22 protein-coding genes are annotated in these 22,487 nt (G+C 66.0%); 3 read left to right on the top strand and 19 right to left on the bottom strand.

The features are described 5' to 3' along the window. Positions 1-5 precede the first annotated feature (5 nt). From AB1446_04635 to AB1446_04570, 14 genes are all read right to left on the bottom strand, one after another. A complete protein-coding gene (locus tag AB1446_04635) occupies positions 6-1,322 on the bottom strand; it encodes a dihydroorotase (protein MEW6546191.1) in 1,317 nt (438 codons plus the stop codon). Then, positions 1,319-2,248, bottom strand: a complete 930-nt coding sequence (locus AB1446_04630; GenBank protein MEW6546190.1) for an aspartate carbamoyltransferase catalytic subunit — start codon at positions 2,246-2,248, stop codon at positions 1,319-1,321. The genes AB1446_04635 and AB1446_04630 overlap by 4 nt, the downstream gene beginning before the upstream one ends. Before the next feature lie 93 nt (positions 2,249-2,341). After that, complete coding sequence (pyrR, locus tag AB1446_04625; protein MEW6546189.1) at positions 2,342-2,887, bottom strand: bifunctional pyr operon transcriptional regulator/uracil phosphoribosyltransferase PyrR; 546 nt, start codon at positions 2,885-2,887, stop codon at positions 2,342-2,344. Positions 2,888-3,038: 151 nt separating this feature from the next. Beyond that, positions 3,039-4,025: an ArsA family ATPase gene (locus AB1446_04620; protein MEW6546188.1), complete on the bottom strand. Its 987-nt coding sequence runs from the start codon at positions 4,023-4,025 to the stop codon at positions 3,039-3,041. A gap of 59 nt (positions 4,026-4,084) precedes the next feature. Then, on the bottom strand, positions 4,085-5,059 hold the full coding sequence (locus AB1446_04615) for a TRC40/GET3/ArsA family transport-energizing ATPase (protein MEW6546187.1): 975 nt from the start codon (positions 5,057-5,059) through the stop codon (positions 4,085-4,087). Between the two features lie 131 nt (positions 5,060-5,190). Further along, positions 5,191-5,556: a hypothetical protein gene (locus AB1446_04610; protein ID MEW6546186.1), complete on the bottom strand. Its 366-nt coding sequence runs from the start codon at positions 5,554-5,556 to the stop codon at positions 5,191-5,193. Positions 5,557-5,634: 78 nt separating this feature from the next. Further along, positions 5,635-7,338 carry a carbon starvation CstA family protein gene (locus AB1446_04605; GenBank protein MEW6546185.1) on the bottom strand — a complete coding sequence of 568 codons (1,704 nt, stop codon included), beginning with the start codon at positions 7,336-7,338 and terminating at the stop codon, positions 5,635-5,637. Between the two features lie 181 nt (positions 7,339-7,519). Next, positions 7,520-8,245: a LytTR family DNA-binding domain-containing protein gene (locus AB1446_04600; protein ID MEW6546184.1), complete on the bottom strand. Its 726-nt coding sequence runs from the start codon at positions 8,243-8,245 to the stop codon at positions 7,520-7,522. Then, positions 8,211-9,905: a LytS/YhcK type 5TM receptor domain-containing protein gene (locus tag AB1446_04595; GenBank protein MEW6546183.1), complete on the bottom strand. Its 1,695-nt coding sequence runs from the start codon at positions 9,903-9,905 to the stop codon at positions 8,211-8,213. The genes AB1446_04600 and AB1446_04595 overlap by 35 nt, the downstream gene beginning before the upstream one ends. 18 nt (positions 9,906-9,923) lie before the next feature. Next, positions 9,924-10,865 (bottom strand): RluA family pseudouridine synthase, encoded by a 942-nt coding sequence (locus AB1446_04590; protein ID MEW6546182.1) that lies wholly within the window; start codon positions 10,863-10,865, stop codon positions 9,924-9,926. A 1-nt stretch (position 10,866) separates the two neighbouring features. Beyond that, the gene (gene lspA, locus AB1446_04585; protein ID MEW6546181.1) at positions 10,867-11,298 is read right to left on the bottom strand and encodes a signal peptidase II; all 432 of its coding nucleotides are present in this window, start codon (positions 11,296-11,298) and stop codon (positions 10,867-10,869) included. Between the two features lie 110 nt (positions 11,299-11,408). Next, positions 11,409-12,035 (bottom strand): TraR/DksA C4-type zinc finger protein, encoded by a 627-nt coding sequence (locus AB1446_04580; protein ID MEW6546180.1) that lies wholly within the window; start codon positions 12,033-12,035, stop codon positions 11,409-11,411. A gap of 83 nt (positions 12,036-12,118) precedes the next feature. Continuing rightward, complete coding sequence (locus tag AB1446_04575; GenBank protein ID MEW6546179.1) at positions 12,119-12,439, bottom strand: DUF5665 domain-containing protein; 321 nt, start codon at positions 12,437-12,439, stop codon at positions 12,119-12,121. 28 nt (positions 12,440-12,467) lie between these two features. Continuing rightward, positions 12,468-14,075 carry an amidohydrolase gene (locus tag AB1446_04570; GenBank protein MEW6546178.1) on the bottom strand — a complete coding sequence of 536 codons (1,608 nt, stop codon included), beginning with the start codon at positions 14,073-14,075 and terminating at the stop codon, positions 12,468-12,470. Positions 14,076-14,256: 181 nt separating this feature from the next. Here AB1446_04570 and AB1446_04565 point away from each other — a divergent pair, with 181 nt between their 5' ends. From AB1446_04565 to AB1446_04555, 3 genes are all read left to right on the top strand, one after another. After that, positions 14,257-14,610, top strand: a complete 354-nt coding sequence (locus AB1446_04565) for a DUF1540 domain-containing protein (protein MEW6546177.1) — start codon at positions 14,257-14,259, stop codon at positions 14,608-14,610. Between the two features lie 145 nt (positions 14,611-14,755). After that, positions 14,756-15,601: a sulfite exporter TauE/SafE family protein gene (locus tag AB1446_04560; protein ID MEW6546176.1), complete on the top strand. Its 846-nt coding sequence runs from the start codon at positions 14,756-14,758 to the stop codon at positions 15,599-15,601. 5 nt (positions 15,602-15,606) lie between these two features. Then, positions 15,607-16,038: a DUF1634 domain-containing protein gene (locus AB1446_04555; protein MEW6546175.1), complete on the top strand. Its 432-nt coding sequence runs from the start codon at positions 15,607-15,609 to the stop codon at positions 16,036-16,038. Between the two features lie 74 nt (positions 16,039-16,112). Here the strand turns inward: AB1446_04555 and AB1446_04550 are convergent, their stop codons facing one another. From AB1446_04550 to selB, 5 genes are all read right to left on the bottom strand, one after another. Continuing rightward, positions 16,113-17,282, bottom strand: coding sequence for an alanine--glyoxylate aminotransferase family protein (locus tag AB1446_04550; protein MEW6546174.1), 1,170 nt, complete (start codon positions 17,280-17,282; stop codon positions 16,113-16,115). A gap of 19 nt (positions 17,283-17,301) precedes the next feature. After that, on the bottom strand, positions 17,302-18,372 hold the full coding sequence (secF, locus tag AB1446_04545; GenBank protein ID MEW6546173.1) for a protein translocase subunit SecF: 1,071 nt from the start codon (positions 18,370-18,372) through the stop codon (positions 17,302-17,304). A gap of 5 nt (positions 18,373-18,377) precedes the next feature. Beyond that, the gene (secD, locus tag AB1446_04540) at positions 18,378-19,709 is read right to left on the bottom strand and encodes a protein translocase subunit SecD (protein MEW6546172.1); all 1,332 of its coding nucleotides are present in this window, start codon (positions 19,707-19,709) and stop codon (positions 18,378-18,380) included. A gap of 69 nt (positions 19,710-19,778) precedes the next feature. Continuing rightward, a complete protein-coding gene (locus tag AB1446_04535) occupies positions 19,779-20,447 on the bottom strand; it encodes an HD domain-containing protein (protein ID MEW6546171.1) in 669 nt (222 codons plus the stop codon). A gap of 87 nt (positions 20,448-20,534) precedes the next feature. Further along, a partial coding sequence (gene selB, locus AB1446_04530; protein ID MEW6546170.1) for a selenocysteine-specific translation elongation factor occupies positions 20,535-22,487 on the bottom strand: 1,953 nt, incomplete at its 5' end.

Below are 22,487 nucleotides of genomic sequence, written 5' to 3'. Positions count from 1 at the left end.
CGGCATCAGACGAGGACCTCCCCGTCCCGCATCACTATGTGTCCTGCCACTACGGTGAGGACAGGCCATCCCCTGAGCAACCTGCCCGCCAGGGGGGTGTTCTTGCCCTTCGAGTAGAAGCGCTCGGGCTCCACCGCCTTTTCCAGGCCGGGATCGATCAGGGTCACGTCGGCGGTACTGCCCACCCGCAAGGTACCGGCGGACAGGGAGAGCACGCGGGCGGGCCCGGCCGTCATGCGCTCTACCAGGATCTCAGGGGAGATGATGCCCGTGTGGACCAGCTCTGTTATTAGCAACGGCACCGCCGTTTCCAGACCGGAAATACCAAAGGCGGCGTAGTTGTACTCGACCTCTTTGTCGTCCTGGTGATGAGGAGCATGGTCTGTAGCCACCACCCCGATGATTCCCCCGGCCAGGGCGAGGCGCAGGGCAGCCACGTCTTCGGCCGAGCGCAGGGGCGGGTTCACCTTGGTGCGGGTGTCATAAGCCATCTCATGCACCAGGGCATCGGTCAGGCAAAGGTGCACCGGGGTTACCTCCGCGGTCACGGGCAGCCCCTCTGCCCGGGCCTGACGCAGCAGTTCCACCGTGCCCCGCGTGCTGGCGTGGGCGATGTGGACCTTCCCACCCGTCAGACGGCTCAGGATGATGTCCCGGGCCACCATCACCTCTTCGGCGGCGGCCGGCATGCCGCGCAGCCCCAGCACCGTGGACCAGTACCCCAGGTGCATGACCGCCTCCCGGGAAAGGGACGGGTCCTGACAGTGATCTATGATGGGCTTCCCGAACATACGCCCGTACTCCAGGGCGCAGCGCATGACTTCGGCATCGGCGATGGGGTGCCCGTCATCCGAAAAAGCCACCGCCCCCGCTTCGGCCATGTCCCCCATCTCTGCCAGTTCCTTGCCCTCCAGGCCCCGGGTGACGGCCCCCACCGGCAGCACGTGCACCACCGCCTTCTCCGCCGCCCGGGCCAGGACGGAGTTCACCATGGGGGCGTCGTCCACGGGCGGCCTGGTGTTGGGCATGGCACATACGGTGGTGAACCCCCCCGCAGCCGCCGCCCGCGTGCCGGAGGCGATGTCCTCCTTCCATTCTTCGCCCGGCTCCCGCAGGTGGACGTGCATATCGATCAGCCCGGGCACGACCCACAGGCCCCGGGCTTCTACCACCCGTGCCCCATCGGGTTCCAGGCCGTGCCCCAGTTGCTTGACCCGGCCATCTTCGAGCAGCAGGTCCAGTTCGGCGTCGATACCCTGGGCGGGATCGATCACGCGCCCGCCCCGGATGAGCAGCGGTTCCGGCTTACCCCGCAGTTTCATTTCTCCTCTCCCCCTCCCAGCAGCAAGTAGAGGATGGCCATGCGCACCGCCACGCCGTTGGTAACCTGATCCTCAATGGTGGACTGGGGCGAATCGGCCACCTCGGTAGATATCTCGATGCCGCGGTTCATGGGACCGGGATGCATGAGCAGGGCATCGGGCTTGGCCAGATTCAGCCGTTCCCGGGTGATGCCCCACAGGCGGGAGTATTCCCGGCTGCTGGGGAAGAGCCCCCGCTGCTGACGCTCAAGTTGCAACCGGAGGACCATGACCACATCGGCGCCCTCCACCGCCTCCTCCACCCGGGTGGTGGCTTGCACGCCCATCCTTTCTATCTCCGGCGGCAGCAGGGTGGCCGGGCCGCACACTACCACTTTCGCCCCCATCTTCCCCAGACCCCAGATATTGGAGCGCGCCACCCGCGAATGGTAGATATCGCCGATGATCGCCACCCGCAAACCTTCCAGGCGACCCTTTTTCTCCCGCATGGTGAACATGTCCAGCAGCCCCTGAGTGGGATGCTCGTGCATCCCGTCCCCCCCGTTGATCACGGGGATGTCCAGGACCCGGGCCAGGAAGTGACACGACCCGGACACCGGATGGCGCATGATGACGCAGTCCGACCCCATCACCCGCAGGGTACGGGCGGTGTCCTTGAGGGTCTCACCCTTCTGCACGCTGGAAGTGGCGGTCGCGATTGATACGGTGTCGGCCGACATGTACTTGGCCGCCAGCTCGAACGAGGTGCGTGTGCGGGTGCTCGCTTCATAGAACAGGGTGACCACCGTTTTTCCCCGCAGGGTGGGCACCTTCTTGATGGGGCGGTAGATGATCTCTTTCATGGAATGGGCCGTATCCAGGATCAACTCGATGTCCTCTCGGGGCATCTCCTCCAGGGAAAGGATGTCCCGGCTCGCCAGCTTCACCCCAATTCCCCCCTTCTATCAAAACCCCCCGGCCTGCAGGCCGGGGGGTCCTTCCTGCCCTTGCCGGCCTCGCGGTGCCGTCTTAAAGGGCCTCTATCCGATCTCTGCGATTATCACCGCGTCCTCCCCGTCTGTTTCCCTCAGCTTCACCTTCACGTTCTCCCGTCGCGAGGTGGGCACGTTCTTCCCCACGTAGTCTGCCCGGATGGGTAACTCCCGGTGTCCCCGGTCGATGAGAACCGCCAGCTGGATGAGGCAGGGACGCCCGAGATCCATGATGGCGTCCATGGCCGCCCGCACCGTGCGTCCCGTGAACAGCACGTCGTCCACCAGCACCACTTTCTTCCCCTGCAACCCGAAGGGCACTTCCGTCCGGTGCACCACGGGGTGATCGGAACGCAGGGTCAGGTCGTCGCGATACAGGGTAATGTCCAGGCTACCCACCGGAACCCGCCGCCCCTCTATGGCCTCGATCTGCTGCGCCAGTCGCTCCGCGAGGGGCACCCCGCGCCGCCGGATGCCCACCAGCACCAGCCCTTCCGTCCCCTTGTTCTTCTCGAGGATCTCGTGGGCGATGCGGGTGATGGCACGGCGCATGGCCTCTTCGTCCATGATGCGCGCCTTTTCGGTGGCCGACACTCTCGCCCCCTCCTTCCACACCCCGGGGCACAAAAAAACTTCTTGCCCGACCAGCAAGAAGTTGTTCGTGCCCGGATGCTCCTTGCCAGTCTCACGGGACCAGCTTAAAGGTTGGTTGTCCTTCGTACTTTACCACCTTCACCCTCTCCTGTCAAGCGGAAGAGCTGTTGCGGAAGAGCACTTGCGCGACTCTTTCCAGCATTCTCAGGCCCTGCACTTCCGTTTCGAAGAGAGGCACCACCGCCCGCACGTCCGGGAACAGGTCCCTGATCTGGGCCAGGTACTCCTGCTGCATGAGTACCCGGTTGAGCACGAACTCCGACGTGCTGGTGGAAATGACTCCGGGATCGATCACTCCGTTGACCACCACGCCCCCCACGGGGATGCCGAAATCGTGGAACCACCCAATGAACCGCCGGATCACGGCGATGGGCAGAGCCTCCGGCAGGGTCACGAAGTAAAACGCCGTCCGAGAGGCGTCCGTGAGCAGACGGTTGGCCTGGACTATGCGACTCCGGAAGGAAATCAGGTAGTCCATGAGGGGATCCTTCTCCTGCTTCTTCCGGAAGGAAAGGGCCAGCCGCATGGCCTGAGCTTCTTTGCGGCTCTCCACCATCTTTTCCACCCAGAGCGAGTATACCCTGGACATGCCCAGGAGCCTGCGGGCGTTGGCCGTGGGGGCGGTGTCGAAGACGTACACGTCATACTTGTCCTCGAACATGATGTTGATCATGTTCTCGAACATGGCCGATTCCTCGAAGGACGGGTTCATGGTAGCGGTTTCCACGAACGCGTCCGACTCGGTGGGGATGTCGGCGTATTTCAGGAACCAGCGGATCTTCTCGCGGATCTCCTCCTTGGACCGCTTAATCGTATCGGCAGTGTCAATCTCGTAAGCGTAAAACCCCGGGACACCCCCCACCTGGCGCTCTGCCCCGAAGACGTTCTGGCCCAACAGGGCAGAAAGACTGTGAACGGGGTTGGTGGAAGCGAGCAGGGTCTTGCGTCCCTGCCGGGCATACCAGAGGGCGGCGGCCCCCGCCATGACCGTCTTGCCCACCCCACCCTTGCCGCCGAAGAACACGTATTTCAGATCGGGGTGGCGGCGGGTAAACTCGAGCAGACTGTCCTTTACCAATTCCTCCCACGAGATGAATGAAATCTTTGGCACGGTGCTCACGCGACCCATCCCCTTCCTCACCGGCCGAACAGGACGCCGGCCATTTTCGCGATCATGGTCATGCCCCGGATGTCGCGTTCCATCTCCGGCACCTCGGCCAGGATACGCCCGGCGAATTCCCTGTGAATGCGCTCCATGTTGCCCCTTTGCATGAGGATGCGGTTGCGCAGGTACTCGGGGATGTCCTGCTCCAGGAGAGCGGAAGGCACCACCCGGTTTACCACGTACCCCCTGATGGGTACATCATACTTACTGAACAGGGAGGCCGCCTTAAGCGTATCCTCGATGACCATCTCCTCGGGAGTTACCACGAAGAAGAACGCCGTGCGCTGGGGGTCAGTCAGGATGGAAGATGACTTATTGATGCGGTCACGGATGTATATCAGCTCGTTGAGGATGCGGTCTTCTTCTGTTTCCTTCTCCCGGCGGATGGTGGCCACCACGGCATCGTATTTGCGCATCTCTTCCCGCAGCCCGGTGATCTTGGTGATCCAGGCATCGTACACCGAAGCCATGCTCAGGTAGTAGAGGGCGTGGCCCAGGGGAACCAGGTCGTAGATGTAGTAGTCATATCCCCCCTTGACCACGATGTCCACCACCTGGTCGAAAATGGCGCTTTCCTCCATGGCCGGCTCGGCGGAGGCGGCCCTGATGTAGTTCTCGATCTCGTCGGGGATCTGGTCTATCCCGTACATGTCCCGGATCTTCTGCCGCACCTCTTCCTGATACTCCTGGATGCGCCGGTCGGCGTCGATCTCGCAGGCATAAAGGTTGGGTGCTATCTCCACCTCGCCCTTACCGAAGATGTCCCGTTCGAAGATATCCGAGAGGGAAGCCTGGGGATCCACGGAGAACACCAGCACCCGGTGGCCCTGACCGGCCAGCCAGTGGGCGGCGGCAGCGGAGAAAGTGGTCTTACCGAGGCCACCCTTCCCTCCGAACATGATGTAGCGGATGCCGGGATTATCCCGGAAAAACTGAGCCAGTGACAAGGTTGCGAACCTCCCTTGGGATCGCGTGTGCCGCTTTGCAGGGCCCGGCGGGGGGAACCGCGGCGCGTTCCTGCCCCGCTGCTATGCCCCGGTCACCTGCAGTCACCGGGCCGGCTGCGGCCGCCTGCCCCTCAGTAGATGGCGTCCGTGAGATCCTTCTCTCTCAGCATCCGGCGCTTCCAGGTGGATATCTGGGGCACCACATAGGGCAAGAGGCGCAGGGAATAATAGGGGGGCAGGATGGGAACCCCCAGCAGGTCGCCCATGGTGATGAGGATGAAGAGGTGTTCCATGCTCGACCTGGTCTTGAGGGCGAAACGGGCCATGTCGTGGGCAGCCATCCCGTAGATGAACTCCTTGATGGCGGATCCCACCGTCTCCCTGGGCGCCTGCTCCGAGGTCTGCCGTCCCCGACCTTGCTCAGCAGCCGGACGCCCGGAAACCTGCCCACCCTCGCCAGACGGTTCCGGACGCGAGGCTCGTTTCCAGAAGCGCATCGACTCTCTCCTTTCCCCGGGGGCAACGCCGGGGGCACGGGGCAGCCACGATACCCCCGGCGTCCCACCCATCAGGTGTCAGTCGGCAGTGCTGGAAGCCTGAGTCGCCCCCGCTTCCGCCGAGGGCCGGGCAGCGAAGAACACCCGCAACCCGTCCACCACCAGGACCAGGGCTGCCAGCACCAGCAGGAAGGCGATCACGCCCGACACGTAGTTACCACCGATGGCCATGGCAACGGTCTGCCCGGCGGGAGGCTTGATCTTCCCCGCCAGGAGCAGGGCCGGGGCCCTGAATAGCTTGATGCCGGTGAGGACGAGGGCGCACACCGTGGTCGCGAACATAAAGAGCATGGGCCAGAAAGTGAAGTGCCAGTTGCGGCCGGTTTGCTTGAGCCAGATCGACACCAGCATGAGGGCCAGGGCAGCCATGAGCTGGTTGGAACCACCGAACAGGGTCCAGATGTACTGCCAGGTACCGGTGGCGATCAGGGCCCAGCAGATGATGGCCACCAGGGCCGCGGTCACGTACATATTACGCATGATTGGGATATAGTCGCCCAGCAGTTCGGTGGTGGACAGGCGGGCCACCCGCAGCACCAGTTGCATGACGGTGATGGCCAGGATGACGTACATGGCACCGGCAAAAGCCTTGCCGAACTCCTGGGAAATGCCCAGGAAGTTGAGCAGGCCAGACATCCCCGTCGCGAAGATGTATGCGGGTCCCTTGGCCAGGGCCGCCCCATAGTCTTTGAAACTGGCGAAGGTGGCAGCCGCGATGATGATGGAGAGGGTGGCCAGCACCATCTCCGAAATCATGGCCCCCGCCCCCACGTAACGGGCGTCGGTTTCTTTCTCCAGCTGGCGGGCACTACCCGAGCTGGAGACCAGGCTGTGCCACCCGGAGATGGCACCGCAGGCCACGGTGACGAACAGCAGCGGCCAAATGGGGCCCAGGGGGATGGTCCATTTGGTGAAGGCCGGGATGGTGAAGGTGGGGTGTCCCACGAAGACACCGATGCCCGCCCCGATCATGCCCAGGAAAACCAGGTAGAATGAGATGTAGTTGATGGGCTGGCCGTAAAGCCATATGGGCAACACCGCGCCAGCGTAGGAGAACGCCAGGGCGAATATGACCCACGTCATGGGCGATGCCTTGATCGGGACACCGGTCCCCAGCCATATGGCCAGCAGGGCCAGCACCACCATGCCCAGGGTGGTGTACACGATGTCGGCATGCTTCCGATAGATCAGGTAGCCGGCTCCCAGCCCTACCACCACAAGGGCCACGATGGCCACCGGTACGGACGGGACGGCTGCCATCATATCGCCCACTATCTTCCCGAATGCCGCCACGATGAGGATCAGATAGAAGAAAATGAAGGCCAGGAGCGTAATGCGGCCCCGGGGAGAAATGAGGCGGTAGCTGAGGGCGCCGAAAGTCTGGCCCTCGTTCCGCACTCCGATCATACAACTGGTGTAGTCCTGCACCCATCCGATGAACATGGTACCCAGAATGACCCAGAGGAAGGCAGGCAACCATCCCCACTGCATGGCGATGATGGGACCCGTGACCGGACCCAGGGCAGCAATGGACTTGAACTGGTAACCGAAAAGCACGTGCTTGCTCGTGGGCATGAAATCCACTCCGTCCATATACAGCCGGGCCGGCGTCGCCCTGCGGGCGTCAGCCTGGATGATCCGCTGGTCAACGTAGCGAGCGTAGACGTGGTACGTGAACAGACCTGCCGCCAGGGACAATACCAGAGCCAGCGCACTGTTCACAGTTCTCTCGCTCCTTTCTGACCAATTTTCCGGCTGCCCGACCTGCTTCCCGCATTTCTGCCTGCTCATTCCCACCTCCCGCTCCGAGTTTACAGTACAGTCACACTCCTCTCAAGGGTCTGGGAACAAAGAGCACGGCGGGGGCACGAACAGCGCTCACCGCGGCACGAACGCCAGTGGATCAGATCCCTAGCGCAGCCCGTACAGTACTGGTATACTTGCGTCCCACCGGTACCTGCACCCTTCCCCCGTCCTCGAGGGTCAAAATCACCGACCCGCTGAACCAGGGATGCACTTCCACCACGCGGTGCAGGTTCACTATGTAGCTGCGGTGCACGCGCAAAAACTGGGGAGGTAACCGCCGCTCGAGTTCCCGCAGACTCAGCCGGGAGACGTGCTCCTGCCCGCACGCACGCACCAGGCACCGTTTACCCCGCGCCCGCACGTACACGAGGGACTCGGGGCGCAGGAAGCGGATGCCGCCATCCCCCTGCACGGGGACGGGCAAGGGGCTGCGCGCCCGCGGCCGTCCCCCAAGCCGTTCCTGGCTGCGGAGCAGGGAGCGCAGGACCTGCGCGGGCTCGAAAGGCTTCAGAATGTAATCGACCGCCCCCACCCCAAACGCTTCCACGGCATAGTTCTCGTAGGCCGTGGCAAACACCACCACCGGGGGCCGAGTCATCTGGCCCAGCGTACGGGCCAGGTCCATGCCACTCAGCCCGGGCATGCGCACGTCCAGGTACACAACATCGGGGCGGTAGCGCAGGATGGCAGCCAGGGCCTCCTGTGCCGACTCTGCCTCGGCGACCACTTCCGCCAGCTCCGTTTCCTCCAGCAGGTGGCGCAGCTCCCCCCGGGCCGGGAGCTCGTCGTCAGCCACCACCACCCGCAGCCTGGAGTGAAGCATCCTCCCACTTCCGCACTCCCCCGGCATTTACGGGCGCCAGGGGGATCGCGATGGTCACGGCTGTGCCTTTCCCCGGCCTGCTCTTCACCTCAAACCCGAAATCGCTACCGTAACACGCCGCCAGTCGTTCCCGCAAATTCTTCAGTCCCACGCCGCAATGTCCGTCAGCACCCGCCGTCGCCGCACCGGTGGACGCATCACCGGCATGGTCCGGAAACACGCACGCGTTACTGGAGGTCGTGATCGGCCGAGTGGCGAAACCGACACCGTCATCCCGGACGGTGAGGCGCACCCGGCGGCCGGCCCGCTCACCCTCTATCCAGATGGTACCCCGCCCCCCCCGTGGCCACAGGCCGTGGTGCAGGGCGTTGTCCACCAGGGGCTGCAGGCTGAAGGAAGGGATGGGCACGGCCAGTACCTCCGGAGCCACCCGCTTTATCACGCGCAGGTTGTTCCCGAAGCGTGCCCTTTCTATGGCCAGGAAGGCGTCCAGGTACTCCAGTTCCCGGGACAGGGGTACCACATCGGCCTCCTCGACCAGGGTGCGTCGCAGGAATGCCGCTATGTCCAGGATCAGCCGTCGCGCCGTCTCTGGGTCGGAGCGGCAGTAGTGAACCACGGTGTTCAGGGTGTTGAAGAGGAAGTGCGGGTTGACCTGGGCGCGGAGCGCCCGCAAGCAATCGCGGGTGGCCAGCGCCACCCGGCGCTCCATGTGGCCCAGTTCAAGCTGCACGGAGAAAAGGCTGGCCAGCCCGCGGGCGAGAGCCACTTCGGTGGAACCGGGCTCGCCCGCCGACGATCCGTACAGCCGCACCCACCCCACCGGGTCGCGGCCGCAGCGCAACTCGGCCTCCACCGGCCTTGCACCCGGAGGGATCTCTCCCGCTTTCCCCAGAGCCTCCCCGTCCCGCCCGATCTCCACCGCGCTCACCCCGGTGTGCTCCACGATGAGCCCGGCCACCGCAGAGGCGCTGGTCTCGTCCAGTCCCCGCCTGAGGTGGGGCAAGGTAAGACCGGCCACCTCCAGTACCCTGTGGGTCTGGACGGCCTGTGCCTTTTCCTCCTCCGCGCGCACCCCTTCCAGCATAGCGAGGAAGATAGCCACGCCCAGGGAGTTCACCAGGATCATGGGGGCGGCGATCACCTGCACCAACGCCACCGCCTCGAGGAGGGGCCGGGAGAACAGCACCACCATTCCCATGTGCAGGCTCTCCCCCACCAGGCCCACCAGCCAACCCATCCAGGGCCGCAACCGCCAGGAACCGCGCCGCCGGTCTATGGCCGCCCGCACCAGACCGGCCAGGAGGCCCTCCACCGCGGTGGCACTGCCGCAGGCCAGGCAGGTGAAACCCCCCAGGGCGTACCGGTGCAGCCCGGCGATCGCCCCCGCCCCCAGGCCCACCCAGGGTCCGCCCAGGAGACCCGCCACCGCTGCCGCCACCACCCGGTGGTTGGCAATAGCACCCAGCACCGGCACGCCCGAATAAGTCCCCATGATCCCCAGGGCACCGAAAATGAAGGTAAGAGCCACCTTCTCCCGCCGGTCGGCACAGGAAACCACCAGCCGCCGGAAGGGTCGCCACCTGGTGAAGATGAAGGCTATGGTGGCGATCACACACATGCGGATCGCCATCTGTCCCATCAATTCTGAAACCGGCAATCCAACACCCCTGCAAAATTACGTCAGACGGCAAGCACATTCCTGCAATGCCCGCACGAGCTGCTGGAAGTCCTCCGGGGGATCAGCGGTGAACTCCATCCGGTCTCCCGTGCGGGGATGAAAGAACTCCAGGCGCCATGCGTGCAGGGCCTGACCCTTCGGCAGGGGCAAGCCGGGCGGGCAGGCACGCTGCCCCCCGTACACGCGGTCCCCCAGGACGGGATGACCCAGGTGGGCCATGTGCACCCGCACCTGGTGGGTGCGCCCGGTTACGAGACGGGCCTCCAGCAGGGTGGCCTTTCCGAAGCGCTGCCGCACCTGCCACCCGGTGATGGCGGGCCGCCCTGTCTTCACCACCGCCATGCGCTGCCGGTGGACGGGATGCCGGCCTATGGGAGCATTCACCTCCCCCCGGTCAGCGGGCATGTCCCCTGCCACCACCGCCAGGTAGTACCGTCCTAGCCACCGGCCTTTCAGTTGCCCCTGCAGGGCAGCCAGCGCCTCCTGGTTCTTGGCCACCACCAGGAGCCCGGTGGTATCCTTATCCAGCCGGTGCACTATACCGGGCCGGATCCTGTCCCCCACCGCTCCCAGGTCAGGGCAATGCCGAAGCACCGCGTTCACCAGAGTACCGCGGGGGTTTCCCGCCCCCGGATGCACCACCAGACCGCGGGGCTTGTTCACCACCAGCACGTCGGCGTCCTCGTACACGATGTCAAGGGGGATTTCCTCCGGCTCCAGGTGGGACGGTTCGGGATCGGGGATGAGCACTTCCACCACCTGGCCCGGCTGGACCTGGAAAGAGGGCTTGCGGGGAGCACCGTCCACGGCGACCAGTCCCTCGGTGATGAGGTGGTGCAAGCGGGAACGGCTGAGTCCCAATTCACTCAGGGCGGCCAGGAAGCGGTCCAGTCTCCCTCCTGCGCCCGCCGGCACCACGGTGGCGAAGCGGCGAGCCACGTTAGTCTGCCCCCCTGCGCAGCAGGGATAAAAGGAGCAGCCCCGCCCCCGCCACGATGAAGGTATCGGCCAGATTGAACACTGGCCAGACGCGGAAGTCCAGGAAATCTGTCACCAGCCCGGTGGTGACCCGGTCAACCAGATTCCCCAGTGCCCCCCCCACGATCAGCCCGACCGCCAGGGGTGCCACGGGGTGCTGCCCCACCAGGGCGGGCACCAGCCAGACGGCGGCCAGCGCAACCGCCGCGGGCAGGACCACGAGCAGCCCGTCCCATCCGGGCAGCAACCCAAAGGCAGCGCCGGGATTGCGCACGTGGGTGAGGTGGAAAACTCCCTGCCACACCGGCACTGATTCCCCGGGCAGGATGCTGCGGGCAACCACCACCTTGCTCACCCGATCCAGTGCCAGTGCCAGCAGGGCCCAGGCCCCCATGACCCCCAGGGACCGTGCCCTTCCCGCGCCGGTGCCTGCTCGCAGTCGCGATGTCACACCCATCGCGATAAAGCATAACACATCGCCCGCACACCCACCACCGGGCCCGCTCAGCGGGGGCGCTGGCCCCGGTAACGGGGCCTGCCGGGCGGATGGCGGCGGGTGGCGTCGTAGTCCACCATACTGGGGTCGTCCTGAGGCCCCTGGGCCGTCCCGTACTGTGCCACGTCCTCCCAGGCATCTTCGGCGTCGTACATGGACCCCGGGCGGCGCAGTCCGCGCAGGTGCCCGTAGTGGGCCGATATCACCTCTTCCTCCGGCGGCCGACCGGGACGCCCACGGAGCTCGCGGGCCGCCCGGACCCTTCGTTCCCGATCCCGCTGGCAGCCGATACAGAGGGTAGCCCAGGGTACGGCCTCCAGCCTTTCCCGGGGAATCTCCTGCCCGCAGCGGGTACAGTTGCCGTATGACCCCGCCTCCATCCGCCGCAGGGCCTCGTCGATCTGGCGCAGGAGGAAGCGAGCGTTGTCGGTGAGTCCCAGGTCTTTCTCCCGTTCAAACGTCTCCGACCCCACGTCGCCGGGATGGTTATCGTAGACGGAAAATTCTCCGATGGACGCACCCAGAGGGTCGCGCAGGCCCTCGTGCAGATCCTGCAATTCCAGGAGGGCACGCGCCCGTTCCTCACCGAGGCGGGTGCGGAAATAGCTCAGATCCGAATCTCCAAGGGGTGACACCGGGTTCACCTCCCCGGGTGGGAATACGACGGAGCACCGGTTCTGTCCGGAGCGCCAGTGAGGCGCCGTTTCATCTTGCGGCGTCAATGGGGGGCACGGAGTTCCATCTCCACGATGCGCACCAGCTGGGCGATCCAGGACCCGATCACTGGCATATTGATCAGGAAACTGGAACGCAGGAACCAGATCACCGCTGCCCCCAGGATGGTAAACCCGATGGCCATGCCCAGCCCCCGGGCCAGACCGGCCAGCAGGTTGAGGTAAACGAGCCGGCCCGGACGCTGCAGGAGTTCCAGGTACTCGGCCAGCCGGGCTCTCTGCAGGGCCACCAGGACCTCCTGCAGGCGGTGCTCCAGGCGCTCCGTGGCATCCGGAAGCTCGGGGCCCCCGCTACCGCTGGGCATCCTTCCACCGCCCCCCTTATTGTCTCCGTCAACCGCGCTCGTACACCACCTGCCCGCCCACCACCACCAGGAGCGGGCGCACATCCTTTAGCTGAAATGGATCCGCGATCATGGGGTCGGGGTCCCAGACCACCAGGTCGGCCAGCTTGCCCGGAGTAAGGGTTCCCTTTTCGCTTTCCTCGCCCACCGCCCGGGCCGCCCCCACCGTGAAACCTTGGATAGCCTCCTCGACGGTGAGTTTTTGCTCCGGGTACCAGCCACCCGGGGGATCGCCGTCCGTGTCGCACCGGGTCACGGCCGCGTACACGCCCAGCATGGGATCGATGGGTTCTACCGGGCAATCACTGCCAAAAGCCACCGGTACGCCCGCGTCCAGGAAAGACCGCCAAGCGTAGGAGAGGGGCGCCCTTGCCGGTCCCAGGCGCTTTTGGGCGAAGCGCTTGTCGCTGGAAACGAAACGCGGCTGCAGGTCCGCCACCGCCCCGCAGGCCTTCATGCGCCGGAACAGGTCCGGGCGCATCACCTGGCAGTGTACCAGGCGGGGACGCCCCCGCGCACCGGCCCGGGCATCCCAGGGACCCGCCCCTTCCAGGGCGTCCAGCGCCACCTCGATGGCGCGGTCCCCGATGGCGTGGATGGCCACCTGGACGCCGGCATCCCGCGCCTCCCTCACCCGAACGGCCAGTTCGGCGGGATCCATGGTGAGGACGCCCCGGGAACCCGGCTCGTCCGCATACGGCTCCGATAGAGCTGCCGTTCCCCCTCCCAGGGAACCATCGGCGAAGAACTTGGCAGATCCCACCCGGAACCACTCGTCACCCTGGCCGGACTTCCACCCCCGCTCGCGGGCCTCGGCCAGCATCTCGCCCGGAAAATCCCACCACACCCGCAGGCGCATCCCCAGTTCGAATGCCCGCCGGTACGCCTCGGGGACAAACCCCAACCCCTGACCCAGGCTGCCATCGTTGGAATGCACCGAAGTAATCCCGGCGGCGAGGGCACGCTCAGCCCCGGCCGCCAGTGCCCGCGCCATTTCTTCCACCCCGGGCGCGGGAATCCTGGAGCGGACCAGATCCATGGCCTCCTCCCGCAGCACGCCGGTGGGTTCTCCCCCCGCATCGCGGTCGATCACGCCTCCCGGGGGGTCCGGTGTCCCGCGGGAAATGCCGGCCACCTCCAGGGCGCGGGTGTTGGCCACGGCCACGTGCCCGCAAACCCTGGTCAAAAGGACGGGGTGTCGCGGTGCCACCGCGTCCAGGTGATGGCGGGAGGGCAACACGCCCAGGAGTTCGTGGTCCCAACCCCGTCCCAGTATCCAGGTCTCCCCGGCCTCTCCTGCGGCGCGCGATCGCACCAGATCCTGCAAGACCTCAAGGGAACGAACTCCCACCAGGTCGATGTAACCCAGGCCCAGGCCAAACCAGGAAAGGTGCATGTGACTGTCAATGAATCCGGGCGTTACCCGGCGGCCGCCCAGGAAGATGACCCGAGAACCAGGGCCGGCCAGGGGCGTCACCTCCTGGTCGGACCCCACCGCCAGGATGCGCCCCGCCCGGCAGGCCACCGCGGAAGCCTGAGGTCGCTCGGCATCGAGCGTGCTCACCCGTCCGCCCAGGAGCACAAGGTCGGCTTGCACAGGGATCCCCCTCCTCTCCGCCTGTCGCTTCTTCTGCTGCGGCCCCTTTTCCTGCCGGGAACAGGCCCGGCCCGCCTGCCCGCATACAGGGAACGGCCCCCGCCCGTACACGCTGCGTTCGCACCCGCCCATACATGAAGGAGGGGTCGGTCCGGGAAAATAAGGCCGGGAGGTGAAGGACGTGGCCCTTTCCGGAGTCAAGTGCACGGTGGACAGTTGTCACTTCTGGGTTCCCCCCAACAGTTGCGATGCTCCCAAGATCGAGGTGGACATCAACCACACCGGGATCGGTCGAGAGGGAGCAGGTGCCGCGGGAGCAGGTGCGACAGGAACGGCTGCCCGGCGAGCAGGCGCGGGCATGGAGATCGGCGAGGTGGGTGTCTACCGCCGGGGAGTGGTGGAGCCCGAGGGCACCGCCTACGAAGTGGGTGATCTGGAAGCAGGCGCGCGGGTGGGCGGGCAGGCAGGCGGAGGCAGGGCAGAGGCCCGCAAGTCCGAACACACCTGCTGCCGCACCTTCCGGCGGCGCAGCTAGCGCCACCACGCGCACCCGGGCACTGTGGGAGTGCCGTCGGAGGCCGCCAGGCGCCTCTCAATCGCCACTTGGCTTGCTGTCGGGAACCAGGTGTGATACATTGCAATTTAGCCCGGCAGCAGTCCACGCAGCAGGCGTTGGGGGGATGACGTTGACGGCCTTTCTTTTCGTCTTGCTCCTGGTGGCCGTTTCGGCAGTGGCGGGGCTGATCGGATCGATCATGGGGCTGGGCGGGGGGATCATCGTGATCCCCTTTCTCACCCTGGTCCTGGGAGTACCCATCCGCCTGGCCCTGGGAGCCAGCATTGTGTCGGTCATCGCCACTTCAAGCGGGGCGGCCTCTTCTTACGTCGCCGACCGCCTGACCAACCTGCGGGTGGGCATGTTCCTGGAGCTGGGTACCACGGCGGGTGCTGTCACCGGCGCCCTGCTGGCGGGTCTCGTCCCCACGCGGGGACTGTACCTGTTGTTCGGGCTGCTCCTCATTTATTCCGCCTGTTCCCTCTTCCAGAGACGCCAGCAGGAACTGCCCGCCCCCGTAGAGCCCGACCGGTTCTCCCGACGCCTGAACCTGCAGGGTGAGTATTACGATCAAGCGCTGGGCCAGCGAGTGTCGTACCGGGCCACCCGTGCCCTGCCCGCCCTCGCCACCATGTACGGGGCCGGCATCGCTTCCGGACTCCTGGGGATCGGCAGCGGCGTCTTCAAGGTCCTGGCCATGGACGGGCTCATGCGCCTGCCCATGAAGGTCTCCACCGCCACTTCCAACTTCATGATCGGCGTTACCGCAGCGGCTTCGGCCGGCGTTTATTTTGCCCGCGGGGACGTGAACCCGATCCTGGCCGGCCCGGTGGCCCTGGGAGTGCTCCTGGGGGCGCGGGCAGGAGCCCACCTGATGACCCGGCTACGCAACACCTTGCTGCGCAAGGCCTTCATCCCCATCCTGCTGTATGTGGCCATCCAGATGTTTTTACGGGGAATCAGGGGGTGACACCTTTGTCCGCTCGCAGCCAGGAGGAACATCCCACCGGCTCCTGCCGGGCGCGACGCGACATCGAGGACGTGATATCCGCCATCTTACGCTGGGGTGTGTTCATCAGTGCCGCAGTGGTGGGGGTGGGGGTGGTGTTGCTCCTGGTTACCGGCAGCACCGGTACCGCTCCCCTGGCGTTTGCCCCCGGAAAGCTGCTACCCTACCTGGGTCAGGGGCCCACCGGCCCCAGGGAAGCGATACGGGGCCTGGTGCCCCCGCAGCCGTACTCCGTAATCGCCCTGGGGCTCATGCTCCTCATCCTCACGCCCATCGTGCGGGTAGCCGCTTCTCTGGCTGTGTTCCTGCGCGACCGCGACCGCACCTACGCCGTCATAACCTGCCTGGTCCTCGTCGTCCTGGCCGTAAGCTTCTTGCTGGGCGCCGGCGCCCACTGACCGCGCTTTTCGCCCGGCAGGCATCGGCGCCGGTAACCTCCCTCCAAGAAACGGCTCAGGCCCGGGGTGCCCACTCACCCCCGGGCGGTGGGGCGGAAATCGGCGTAAGGGCCGGTGGCTTCCAGCAGGGCCTGCCGGGCCGCCGCAGCGTCGGCGTGACGGTCCATCTCGCCCAGGCAGTCGGCCATAGCCTGCACGGCCTGCTCCAGTTCAGCGACGGTGACGTTCCCCATGTGGCCAACCCGGAATGCTTTTCCAGCCAGGGATCCCAGGGCACCGGCCACGGTTACGCCCCGGGCGGCCATGAGATTGCGGAAGGTAGCATCGTCAAGTCCATCGGGGTACCGCACCGTCGTAGTAGTGGGAGCTGCTTCCTCCTCCGCGGCCAGGGGTTCGAAACCGAGGACCCGCATGGCTGCCCGCATCCCCCGTCCGTAAGCCAGGTGACGCTGGTACCGGCGGGAAGGCCCCTCACGGAAGACGATGTCCAGGGCTACATCCATAGCCACCACCATGTTCACGGCCGGGGTGGCAAAGTAGCGACTGGGCTCCTCCATCACCGGGCGCCAGTTGGCGATGTCGCAGTAGTAGGCGGGGACCCGCACCAGGGCAGCCCGCACCTCCAGTGCCCGCGGACCAAATCCCACCAGGGCCAGCCCGGGCGGAACCCCCAATGCCTTTTGAGACCCGGTGAGCACCACGTCGATGCCGTAGGTTTCCATATCCTCGTCTATACCGCCGGTGGCGCACACGCCATCCAGGATGAACAGCGCTCCCGCTTCCCGAATGACGGGGCCAACCGCAGCTATGTCTGCCGCCACCCCGGTGGAGGTGTCCACATGGGTCACCGTCACCGCCCGGTACCGCCGGCGCCCCAGTTGGGCCCTGATCTCCTCCACCGGGACACGCTTGCCCCATTCGGCGCGCAGGACGTCCACCTCGATGCCGAAAGCCTGCGCCAGAGGCACGAAGCGGTCCCCGAAGTACCCGTGGGATACCACCAGCACCCGTTCCCCGGGGGCCACCGTGTTCACCAGGGCCATCTCCATGGCCAGGGTACCCGTGCCCGCCACCACGAAGGCTTCCCGGGCCCCCATCAGCTGGCGCACCCGCGCGATCACGCACCGGAAAACTTCCACGAAACGCGGATCGGTATGGGCAAGCACGGGCCGGGCCAGGCCTTCCAGTATCTCGTCCACCACCGGCGTCGGCCCGGGAATCAACACCAGCGTGCGGTCGCCCATCGCGAACCCCTCCCCCGGATTAACGCTTCTTCCTCTTTCTCTTGCCACCCCGCTTCTTTCCTGCCGCGGGGCGACCGCCAGCCACCGCCTGCCGCGTGCCCTCCGCCGGCCAACCGCCAGCCGACGCAGGCCGGGTCGCCGGAGCCGGACGGAGACGGCCGCCTTCGGCAGGCCGGAGCCGGGTGGGCTCAGCGGCCCGGCGCCGGGCCCGCTCTTCCCGTTCGCGCCACCAGACCCAGATGGGACTGGCGATGAAAATCGAAGAGTAGGTACCGCTGATGACGCCGATGGCCAGGGCGAGCGCGAAGTCCCGCGTGGTCTTGCCCCCGAAAAGCAGTACCGCCATCACCGCAAAGAAGACCGTGAGGGACGTCTTAATGGAACGACCCACCACCTGGTTGATACTGAGATTGGCCACGTCGGCGAAACTCTGGCCCCGTTGCTTCAACTTCAGGTTCTCCCGGATGCGGTCGAACACCACCACCGTGTCCATAACCGAATAACCCACGATGGTGAGCACGGCCGCCACGAATGGCGCCCCCACCTCCACCCGGAAGAGGGCAAAGGCGCCCAGGACGATGATGGCGTCGTGGAACAGGGCCAGCACTGCCGCTACCCCGAAGCGATGCTCGAATCGGAATGCCAGGTAGATGAGGATACCCACCAGGGCGATGAGGACCGCCAGCACGGCCTGCATAATCAGGTTGCGCGCGATCACGCCGTGCACGTCCTCCACGCGCAGGACGGTGTGCCTGCCCAGATCTTTTTCCAGGGCTCCCAGCAGGGCGTCCCGAGCCTCCGGGGTTAGAGAACGGGTACGGATCAGGACGACACGGGGGTCGGTCTGGTCCTGCTGGATGACGGCTTCGCCCAGGCCCTGTCCCAGGACCACGTTGCGTACGCGCCCCAGATCCACGGGCTGCTCGAACTTCAGATCCAGGATGGTTCCGCCCGTGAAGTCGATCCCGAAGTTCAATGCTCCCCGGCCGGTGGCCATCCCCACCACCATGGACGCTATGCCGACCACGACCAGGGCGAGGGAAATGCTCATCCACAGCCTGGCCCGACCAATGAAATCGATTCTGTACAAAACCCTCACCCCTTAAGGCCCCACAACGCCCTGACGTTGCCGAACAAGGCAGAATCCATGACCAGACGCAAAAGGTATCGGGTTATGAACACCCCCGTGACGACGGTCGCCGCCACACCCACGAGCAGGGTGACTGCGAAACCCCGGATGGGGCCGGTACCGAAGTAGTACAGCACCACGGCGGCGATGATGGTGGTGACGTTGGAGTCGATGATGGTGCGGAGGGAGTGGGCAAACCCGGTGTCGATGGCGGAACGGGCCGTGCGCCCGGTGCGCAATTCTTCCCTCACCCGCTCGAAGATGATGATGTTGGCGTCCACGGCCATGCCCATGCCCAGCAACACCCCGGCGATGCCGGGAAGGGTCAAGGTGGCGTCCAGAACTACCAGTGCTCCCAGGAAGAGCAGGGCATATATACCCAGGGCGAAGGCGGCCACCAGCCCCGGCACCCGGTAGTGCACGATCAGGAAGAGGAGGATAAGGGTCACCGCTACCGCGGCGGCCACCTTGGACCGCGCGATGGAGTCCGAACCCAGGGTAGCAGAGACAGTGCGGTTCTCCACGATCTGAAGCTTGACGGGCAGGGCGCCCGAGGTCAGAACCGCCGCCACCCGCTTGGCCTCCTCGTAAGTGTCGTACCCCCTGATGATCGCCTCTCCGGTGGGGATGGGTCCCTGCACCACGGGTGATTGGACCAGTTCCTCATCCAGGTAGATGGCGATCTGCTGCCCCACGAATTTGGTGGTGGCGTCGGCGAACCGGCGCGCCCCCTCGCCCTTGAACTTGAGGGCCACTACGTATTCTCCACCCGGACCCACCTGGGCGTCGGCAGAGAGCAGATCGTCACCGGTGACCACCGTGTTACCCTCGGGATCCTTGAAGGCAAGAACGGCGGTTCGCCCGATGAGTTGCACCGCCTGGTCAGGATTCTTGATCCCGGGGAGTTCCACAATGATGCGCCGCGCCCCCTGCCTCTGGATGATGGGCTCCGTTACCCCCATGCCATCCACGCGCCGGCGGATCACTTCGACCACCTTGCGCATGCCCTCCTCGGTCACGGGGCGCTCGGGAGTATCCACTCCCTCCATGACCACGTGGATGCCGCCCTGCAGGTCCAGTCCCAGATTCACCATGCCCAGCAGGGGCTGCACGTGGGTAAAATAAAAGCCGCCCGCCAGGACCAGGACGACTGCCGTGAACAGCACCAGGCGCGACCTGGCGGCTCCGCGGGTGCGCCGGTACCCCAGGACCCACCCCAGGACCACCAGGCCCGCCCCCAGCAGCACGGCTACCAGGTAGAGCGGCTGGGAGGCCACGGTCTTAATCCAGGAAAACACGCAGAAGTACCCCCCTTTTATCTCACCAGGGGGATTATATGGCCTGTCCTCCGGGGTGTCAACGCAAGGTCAGGCGAGGGGAATGCCGTTGAACTGCAGTTCGAAGCGGCAGCCCAGGAACCGAGCCGCCCTCCGGCACAGGAGCATGCGGTCCATGAATATCTCAAAGTAGTCCATCACGCCGCAAACCTGGGTGTCGATGGTCAATTCCAGCCGCAGGGAACGGCGGGCCGGGTCCACGCGCAAGAACGACCGGGTGACGGCATAATTCACCCGGTCGTGGATGTCGAAGGTGGCGGGGTCGCGATTGCGCACCCGGGTGCGGTGTACATCCGACTTGTCGGCCAGGATGAGCGCCGCCCCCACCGTATTGGTGGGCTCCCCGTCCAGCTCGTCGTGGTTGCCTATGGCCGCCACGATGGCAGCCACCTCTTCCGGGAGCATCCCCATCCCCGTCAACAACTGGGCGGCCAGCAGGGCCCCGGTCTGCCAGTGACGGGGACGGCCGGCCAGGTTTCCCAGGTCATGCAGATAGCCCGCAATGGCAGCCAGCTCCGCCTGCCGCTCGGGATGGCCCAGGTGGGTGAGGATGTTGCGCGCGATGCTGGACACCAGGCCGGCGTGACGCCGGCCGTGCTCCGTGTAACCCACCGCCTCCAGGTAATCGTCCACGGCCTGAAGGTAGGCATGTACCCGTGGGTCAGCCTTCACCGTCTCCAGGGTCACCTGGTTCGCCAACCGCCCATCACCCCCTTCGTGCCCCACCACCGGCGAGCAAGTCCACGACCTCGCACCCTCCGGACCGCGTCGCCGGTGTTATGGAGGTCAGCCCGCACCGCCGTACAGCACGCGCTGATCACCCAAGCGTCTGGTAAACCTCACCGCGTCCAGATGCTCCAGCAGCGGGATGGCGTACTTGCGGGTGGTCCCCAGCAGATCGCGGAACTGGGCAGCCGTCATGGAGCCGTGTTCTTGCAGGAACTCTCTCACCATCTGCTCCAGTTCCCGGTATACCGGCGCGGCCAGGTACAATTCTGCGGTGATGCGGACGATTTCTCCTTCCCGGACAAGCACCTCCAGCAGGTCCGCTGCATCCTCGCGTGCCACCCCCAACCGCGTCACCTCCTCCACTAACTCGCCACCCAGGGGAGGGGAGAACCGGCCTTCCGTCAGCTTCTCCACCACCAGCTGGCGGGCCCGGCCCAGGGCACCGCCGGCAGCGGGACGGAAACCGGCCCGCCAGACGCGGTCACCCCCGGTTCCCAGAACCCCCTTTCCTTCCCATTCCGCCAGAAGGGCCGCAAAGGCGCGGGAGTCCGCCATACCCAGCCGCTGTCGCAACTCCTCCCGCGGCATGCCCGCCCGGGCGGGATGACGGGCGTGGTACCCGTCCAGAAGATGCAGCGCCCGCGACTCCAGGTCCGCCAGCCGGGTTGCGGAACCCCACCACTGGGCGGCACCACCCGTCTCCCCCGGCGCCGAAATCCTCACCACCCTGCCCTGGGACAGAAGCTCCGTCAGATTCGCCTCCACCTCGGCAGCTCCCAGGCCCGACCTGCCTGCCAGGTCCTCAGCCGTGCGTAACACCTCCCCCCCTTCCAGGGCAGCCAGCACTTCCCCCGAAATTCCCTCCTCCTCCAGTTCGCGAAGAGACTCCAGGTGGGCGGCCGCATAGCGCCGATGCCAGGAGTGAGGTGCCAGCACCTTGCCTCCTCCCACGGTACGAAGGGGAGACCAGGAGCGGACCACGAAACGGTCCCCCCGCGCCGCCACCACTTCCCCTTCGAGGCGAAAGCGGGCCAGGCCCTCCGCCCCCGGCAGAAGTTCCTCCCGGTCGAGCAGCACCACGCGGGCGGAAACCTCTGCCGTCCCCAGGTGGAAGTGTACGCGGGTTCCCGACCTCAGGGGTGCAGCACCGGGCAACAGCTCCAGGCGCCCCGCCAGCCGGGAGGTGGACGAAAACACGCCGGGGGTGCACACCACCTGCCCTCGCTCTACCCGGCGGTGCTCCAGCCCGGCCAGGTTCAGTGCTACCCTCTGACCCGCAACAGCTTCCTCCACTCGCTCGCCGTGCACCTGCACCTGGCGTACCCGGGCCTGCCTCCCCCCGGGCAGCACTTCCACCGTGTCCCCCGTGCGCACCGTGCCGCTCACCAGGGTACCCGTCACCACGGTGCCGAACCCCGGGGCGGTGAAGACCCGGTCCACGGGAAGGCGCACCGGCCCACCGGGATCCCGAGGGGGCACCCGGCCCAGCAGGCGGTCCAACTCCTGACGCAGCGCCTCCAGCCCCTGCCCCGTCACGCTGGAGACCCCGATGATGGGAGCATCCCCGAGGAAGGTACCAGCCAGGTACCGGCGCACCTCCTCACCCACCAGTTCCAACCATTCGGAGTCCACCAGGTCCACCTTGGTCAGTGCCACCAGCCCGTGACGTATGCCCAGCAGGGACAGGATATCCACGTGTTCCCGGGTCTGGGGCATGATGCCCTCGTCTGCCGCCACTACCAGGATCACCAGGTCCATCCCCGCCGCACCCGCCACCATGTGGTGGACGAACCGCTCATGGCCGGGTACGTCCACCACACCGGCTCGCCTGCCCGACGGGAGACGCAGGGGGGCAAATCCGAGCTCGATGGATATCCCCCGCTGCTTCTCCTCAGGCAAACGGTCGGTGTCGACCCCGGTGAGAGCCCGGATGAGGGCCGTCTTCCCGTGATCCACGTGCCCCGCCGTACCTATTATGGCCTGTCCGCGTCCCGCCACCCCCAACCGCCC

The organism is Bacillota bacterium (assembly GCA_040757085.1).
In the GTDB taxonomy this organism is placed as follows: domain Bacteria; phylum Bacillota; class Sulfobacillia; order JACIYH01; family JACIYH01; genus JACIYH01.
This window is presented reverse-complemented; position numbering and strand designations above follow the sequence as displayed.

Bases quoted from the DNA above. Each gene is read 5' to 3' on its own strand.
- AB1446_04635 (MEW6546191.1), bottom strand. From the start codon at position 1,322: ATGAAACTGCGGGGTAAGCCGGAACCGCTGCTCATCCGGGGCGGGCGC.
- AB1446_04610 (MEW6546186.1), bottom strand. From the start codon at position 5,556: ATGCGCTTCTGGAAACGAGCCTCGCGTCCGGAACCGTCTGGCGAGGGT.
- AB1446_04600 (MEW6546184.1), bottom strand. From the start codon at position 8,245: ATGCTTCACTCCAGGCTGCGGGTGGTGGTGGCTGACGACGAGCTCCCG.
- lspA (MEW6546181.1), bottom strand. From the start codon at position 11,298: ATGGGGGCCTGGGCCCTGCTGGCACTGGCACTGGATCGGGTGAGCAAG.
- AB1446_04575 (MEW6546179.1), bottom strand. From the start codon at position 12,439: ATGCCCAGCGGTAGCGGGGGCCCCGAGCTTCCGGATGCCACGGAGCGC.
- AB1446_04560 (MEW6546176.1), top strand. From the start codon at position 14,756: ATGACGTTGACGGCCTTTCTTTTCGTCTTGCTCCTGGTGGCCGTTTCG.
- AB1446_04550 (MEW6546174.1), bottom strand. From the start codon at position 17,282: ATGGGCGACCGCACGCTGGTGTTGATTCCCGGGCCGACGCCGGTGGTG.